Source organism: Sulfurimonas sp., from assembly GCF_047622445.1.
Lineage (GTDB): Bacteria > Campylobacterota > Campylobacteria > Campylobacterales > Sulfurimonadaceae > Sulfurimonas.
This window is the reverse complement of record NZ_JBLHOE010000040.1, coordinates 22879-29012: the sequence shown is the minus strand read 5'-3', so window position 1 is coordinate 29012 and position 6134 is coordinate 22879. Positions and strand designations below refer to the sequence as shown.

Genomic DNA, 6134 nt, shown 5'->3' with positions numbered 1-6134 from the left:
TCACAAACACCAGCAAAAGAGGATTTATCAGGAACTATATCTGCGAATAAGACATTAACAGCAGATAAAGTATGGAGAATTAATGGTTTAGTTACTGTAACAAATGGAGCTACATTAACAATAGAGCCCGGAACTACAATTATTGGTAAATCTGGAACAGGTGCTAACTCTTCATATATGGTAATCGATAAAGATTCTAAAATTATGGCAGAGGGTACTGCTGATAAGCATATTGTTTTCACTTCTGAAACTGCTTATGATGGTGGAACTGCAGAGGTTGGTCAATGGGGTTCTTTAGTACTTATTGGTAATGCTGCTAATGCTCAAGTTGAACCTTATGAAGTTAATCCTTCATTTGTTGCTGGAACTTCTAATATGGCTGATAACTCAGGTGTACTTAAATATGTAGATATATTAAACTCAGGTATTACAATCGAAGAGAACAAAGAGCTAAATGGTCTTTCAATGGTTGGTGTTGGTTCAGGTACTACAATTGATCACGTAAATGTTAATAAGTCAGATGATGACTGTATTGAGATTTGGGGTGGTACTGTAAACTTAAGTAATATATCTGTTTCAGAATGTACAGATGATCATTTTGATGTTGATGATGGTTATGCAGGTACTGTGTCTAATTTGAGTATTACACAAACTACAGGTAATGCTGGTATAGAGATGTCAGGTAATACTGCGGCTACTTTTGATGGTCTATATATTGATGTAATGGCATCAGCAAAAGAGGGTGCAATCTACTTCAAAAAAGACGGTATTGGTGGTCACTTTAACAATGCTTTAGTAAACTATAACACTACTACTAACGGTTATGGTGCTATCCACTCTAAAGGTGCATTTGATGTAACTAATACTTCTTTTACAGGGGTAACGCTTACTGGTTCAAATACTGATAGATTCTCAGGTGACTCTGCTTCAGGTTTAGAATCTGAGTTTAATAAATAATCAAAATATCTTTTACAAGTAGCTAAGGCTACTTGTAAAATTATATGTAAGCAACAATAGTATTTCTTCTGTAACCTTTTTGTTACTTTAATGTAACTTTTTTAAAACCTCTCCTTGATAATATTCCAGTTATATATTTTATTTTCACGGAGAAAAAATGATTTTAAATCATCAAAAGATTACCTATCCATTACTGATAACAGCAATCATATCATCATCACTTTTAGCAACACCAGAGAAAGGGCTTGCAAATTCTATTATACAACTGAGGGGGGATGTGGAAACACTCTACACAGACATCAAAGAAAATAAGCAACGTTATAACTCACAAATGAAATCTTTGTCAATGCAAATCACTGATTCAGAAGCACAAATAAATAGAAAAACCACATCTATAAAACTTGCGCAAAAAGAGTTGGAAAATGTAAAAGTTAAAATTCAAGAAACATCATCAGGTAATACAGAAATTAAACCTCTTGTCCTTAATGCTCTGGAGATACTTGAAAAAAGTATAAAAGAAGGGATACCGTTTATGGTACAACAGAGAGTTTCTGATTTACATAAAATAAAGAATGATTTAAATCAAAATTTAATTACAAATGAAAAAGCACTTTCGCTTACTTGGGCAAGCTATGATGACACAATCCGCGTGACAAAAGAGATAGGTTTATTTAAACAACAGATAGATTTTAATGGAAAAAATGTTTTAGCACAAATTGCTAAGCTTGGTTCTGTTGCTTTGTTTTTTTCAACACCAACAAATGAAGTTGGATATGTTGTAAAAGAGAATGCTCAATATAAATACAAACATATAACAAATCCAGAAGATATTGAAAAAATAGTAACTCTGTTTGATGCACTACAAAAACAGATTCGAACAGGTTATTTTGAATTACCAAATGCTTTAGTTTTACAAGGGAGTAAATAATGAAATTCTTCAGTTTAATATTTATATTACTATTGACAAGTTTAGGAGCTGATGAGTTATCTCAGGCTTACGAAAAAGAGTATACATTTTTAAAAGCACAAAAAAGTGAGCTACAAAAAAGATTAAAGAAAGAAAAATCTTTCCAAAACAAAGAGATAAAAAAAGCAAAACAAAAAGTACAAAATTTGCAAAATAAACTTGTTACGCTATCTGAATCAGATAAAAATATCCAAAAGCAAATAGAAAAATCATCACAAGTCTTAGAAGATAAAAGTTCTAATAAAGAGATATCTTCAAGTGTGATTATTCAAGCATCTTCATTATTAGGTGAATATGGCATTAGGGTAGATGACACTAAGGACGCTGATACTGTAACTGTAATGCATAAAGCATTTATAGACACTTTAGTTTTGTATAAAAAATTATCTTCATCACATATACAGAGTGGTAAATTCTATCTTGTGGATGGGACAACTGCAAAAGGTCAAATTATAAAAGTTGGAAACGTGATGGCATATGGAATCTCTAACGATGTTTCAGGTGCACTTGCTCCAGCAGGTAATGGTGAATATAAAGTTTGGAATAAGGATACAACAACTGATGCAAAAGCATTTGAGAGTAAGAAATTAACTAAAGATATAAAAATATTTGTCTATGAAAATCTTGATAAAGATATTGAGTATGCAAAAGAAAAAACATTCCAAGATACTCTTGATGGTGGTGGTACTATTGGTTACATCATTTTAGGTCTCGGTGCTTTAGGTTTCTTACTTATTATTTTAAGAGTAATTCTACTTATTAAATCTGGGTCTAATGTTAAAACAATCACTGGTATTGTTATCAATAAAGTTGAATCTGGTAAAGCAAGTGAAGCCTTAGAGTCAATTAAAGGTTTTAAAGGTTCTACTGCTCGTGTTATCAAAGCTACATTGAGAAATATAAATAATGATAGAGACCATATTGAAGATATCGTAACTGAGAATATTTTAAATGAAAGCTCAAATATAGATAGATTTGGTAATTTTGTATTAGTACTTGCAGCTGTAGCACCTTTACTGGGGTTACTTGGAACTGTGACAGGTATGATTGCTACTTTTGACATTATAACTACACATGGTACTGGAGATCCTAAGCTTTTATCTGGCGGTATCTCTGAAGCATTAGTAACGACTATGCTTGGTCTTATTGTAGCCATTCCATTACTTCTTTTAGGAAACTTATTGAGTGGATGGGCACAGAGTATTAAAGACTCTATGGAACAATCTGCCTTACATATCGTAAACCTGTTTGAGACAAATAAAGCGTAATGATAGAGTCATTAATGATTTACTGGGGGCAGTTCACATATTTTATGAATTCCGGTGGAGTGATTATGTGGGTCTTGTTTTTTTTGAATCTACTTCTTTGGTATGGACTAGGATATAGATATTTAACACTCAAACGTGGGACTCGTGGAAATGTACGACGTTTAATAGAAAAACACGAAAAACTAAAAGATAAAAAAATATATGTAGGCTTACTCGATTATGCTGTACAAGATGCAATTATTGCAGCAAAAATCGCAAAAAAAATACAACAAAAGCCAAGAGAGTTTATTTATGATGCACTCTTTCCTTACATCATCGTAATCTCAAAGTATTCTGTTTTAGTAAAAACAATCGTAATGCTTGCACCTTTAGTTGGATTGCTTGGAACTGTAATAGGGATGATCGAAACTTTTGATGCCCTCCAATCAAGTTCTATGTTTGCACAAGGGGACAGTATCGCAGGTGGTATTTCAAAAGCACTCTTCACCACTGAATTAGGTTTAGTTGTAGCTGTGCCAGGCTTAATTATTGGAAAAATATTAGATAAAAAAGAAGAACAGTTTAGTTTAGAGTTTGAGCAAATAGTAGACATTATAAGTACAAAGGATGAAAAATGAGATTTAGACAAAAAAGTCAAAATGTAGAAACAGTAGACGTATCACCACTTATAGATATGGTTTTCATTTTATTGATATTTTTTATGGTTACAACCACTTTTGTAAAAGATATGAATTTAGAGATAAATCGTCCATCAGCAGCTTCTGCTTCTTTGGCATCTACAAAAGTACTACGTGTCTATATAGATAGTTCCGCTGAAGTTTATATAGATAATCAACCTGTGAAACTTTGGGCTATTCAAAGTAAGCTTAGAGACCTTCTTCGAACATCCACAGAAAAATCTGTTCTCGTTATTACAGATTCTGATATAGCAGTAAATGTATTGATTGATGTGGTTGATGAAGTACGTATGAGTGGTGCTAAAGATGTAGCTGTATCTACCACTAAAGAGATGGGATAACGTTCAAATGATCCAAAAAAAATATAGCACAAAAGGAAGATGGCTTATAGCAACTATAAGTATGCTACTTGGTGGATTACTTATGGTTGTCCTTGTCATTTCATTCAACAAAAGTGTCAAAGAAAAAGAGCCTGTTGTAAAAAAAGAGATGAGAGCTATGAAAGCTGTAAAGTCACAAAAAAAAGCAACAAAACCAAAGCCAAAACCAAAACCAAAACCTAGAAAATCGCAACCAAAAGCCCCTTTGCCAAATATGAATTCAGCACTTGGCGGTGTAGCTATGGATATACCAGAGTTTGCATCTCAAAACATTGCAGGTAATGCGACTGAACTTTTAAGAGATATCGCAGAAGATGCAATTATGAATGAAAATACAGTTGATGTTAAACCAAAGGTATTATCACGTTCACCTTTAGAATATCCAGAGGAAGCTTTAAAGAATGCGACTAAAGGTTATGTAGTTATCAACATGCTAATAGCAAAAGATGGAACCGTAGAGATTGCAAAAGTTTTGGAGTCTAAACCATCTGGTGTTTTTGATAATGCAGCACTCAATGCTGTTCGCTCATGGAGATTTACTCCAGCTCAATACAAAGCAAAGCCTGTGAAAATGTGGGCCAAACAAAAAATTAGATTTAAGTAGGAATATAAGATGTTAAAAAAAATAGTATTGATGTTATCACTGTTCCTTTTATTAGATTTTTCTCTTTTTGCCAAAGAATCAAAAAATGAAATTAAAGTAAATCACTTAAGTTTATCAAGTTTAATGATTTATGATGCGAGATATGACAAAGCGCAAGAGGAACTTGATTTAGTAGATAAAAAATCTGATATGTTTGATGCATCTAATTATTATTCTGTAGCAGGTGTTTTATATTCAAAAATGGGTAAAACTAAAGAATCTATAAAAGCATATGAAAAAGCAATAGAAGCTACAAAAGTGAAAATATTTATAGCACCAAAAGTATTAGAAAAAGAGAAATACTTGTTTTCTATCGCAAGTACACACAAGAAAAAAGAGACTCCTAAATTTGATGCACACAAAAAAAGAACTCAAAAGATAGAGCAACTGTATATGTATCTTACACAAGAGTTCTATAAACTCAAAGATTATAAAAATACTGTAGCTTCATTGGAAAATGCTGGAGCTACAGGTCAAAGTAGAGAAGGCTTATATACTTTAAGAGCTGAGTGTTATTATAAACAGAAGATGTATACTGAGGCAATTCAAGCTTTAAATAAGGGGATGAAGAAGTTTCCAAAAGATACAAAATTATTAAAACAGAAATTTTATTATTTTGCAGACTTAAGACTCTATCAAGCAGCAATTGAAACATCAAAAGAGTATATGCAAAGAGTTGGTGTGAGTGCAAAAGAATATATTACATTAGCGCAGATGCTTATCGGTGCAAATGAGATAAATAGTGCAATAAGACTTTTAGAAGAATCAAAACTTAAGTTTCCCCGAGATCCGAAAATAAGTTTACTTTTAGGGCATATGTATCTAAAAAAAGATATGAAATATACTACTGCTCAACTTTTTGAAGAGAGCTCATACTATGATAAGAAGTATTTAAAAGAAGCTGTTGAGATGAACAGACAAGCTGGAAATAATCTCCATGCCCTTTATTTAAATGCTCAAAATATTGATAAAGTTGAAAAATTAAAACAAAAGATAGCCATCTATTTAAATGCTCAAGAGTATAGAAAAGTTATAGGTCTTCAAAAAGCTCTTAAAAGATATAAAATGCTCGATGATGATAATCTAAGATATGCACTTGCCTATTCATACTATATGTCAGGTGATTATAAAAATTCAGAAGTACAACTTAAATATATTTCTGATAATGAATTATTTAGTAAAGCTACAGTCATCCGAAAAAATATAGAAAAATGTACAAATAATCCCATGGAGTGTTTATAA

7 protein-coding genes are annotated in these 6134 nt (G+C 32.0%); all 7 read left to right on the top strand.

The genetic code is table 11. The annotated features are described in order from the left end of the window. Window positions 1–957: hypothetical protein (locus tag ACI9TV_RS09985; RefSeq protein WP_415250645.1), on the top strand; the 957-nt coding region annotated here is incomplete at its 5' end. Between the two features lie 157 nt (window positions 958–1114). Next, window positions 1115–1885, top strand: coding sequence for a DUF3450 family protein (locus tag ACI9TV_RS09980; RefSeq protein ID WP_415250644.1), 771 nt, complete (start codon window positions 1115–1117; stop codon window positions 1883–1885). Then, window positions 1885–3192: a MotA/TolQ/ExbB proton channel family protein gene (locus ACI9TV_RS09975; RefSeq protein ID WP_415250643.1), complete on the top strand. Its 1308-nt coding sequence runs from the start codon at window positions 1885–1887 to the stop codon at window positions 3190–3192. The genes ACI9TV_RS09980 and ACI9TV_RS09975 overlap by 1 nt, the downstream gene beginning before the upstream one ends. Continuing rightward, complete coding sequence (locus tag ACI9TV_RS09970) at window positions 3192–3809, top strand: MotA/TolQ/ExbB proton channel family protein (RefSeq protein WP_415250642.1); 618 nt, start codon at window positions 3192–3194, stop codon at window positions 3807–3809. Before ACI9TV_RS09975 ends, ACI9TV_RS09970 begins: the two co-directional genes overlap by 1 nt. Next, window positions 3806–4210, top strand: coding sequence for an ExbD/TolR family protein (locus tag ACI9TV_RS09965; protein WP_415250641.1), 405 nt, complete (start codon window positions 3806–3808; stop codon window positions 4208–4210). Before ACI9TV_RS09970 ends, ACI9TV_RS09965 begins: the two co-directional genes overlap by 4 nt. A 7-nt stretch (window positions 4211–4217) precedes the next feature. After that, complete coding sequence (locus tag ACI9TV_RS09960) at window positions 4218–4853, top strand: energy transducer TonB (protein WP_415250640.1); 636 nt, start codon at window positions 4218–4220, stop codon at window positions 4851–4853. Between the two features lie 9 nt (window positions 4854–4862). Beyond that, window positions 4863–6134, top strand: coding sequence for a hypothetical protein (locus ACI9TV_RS09955; protein ID WP_415250639.1), 1272 nt, complete (start codon window positions 4863–4865; stop codon window positions 6132–6134).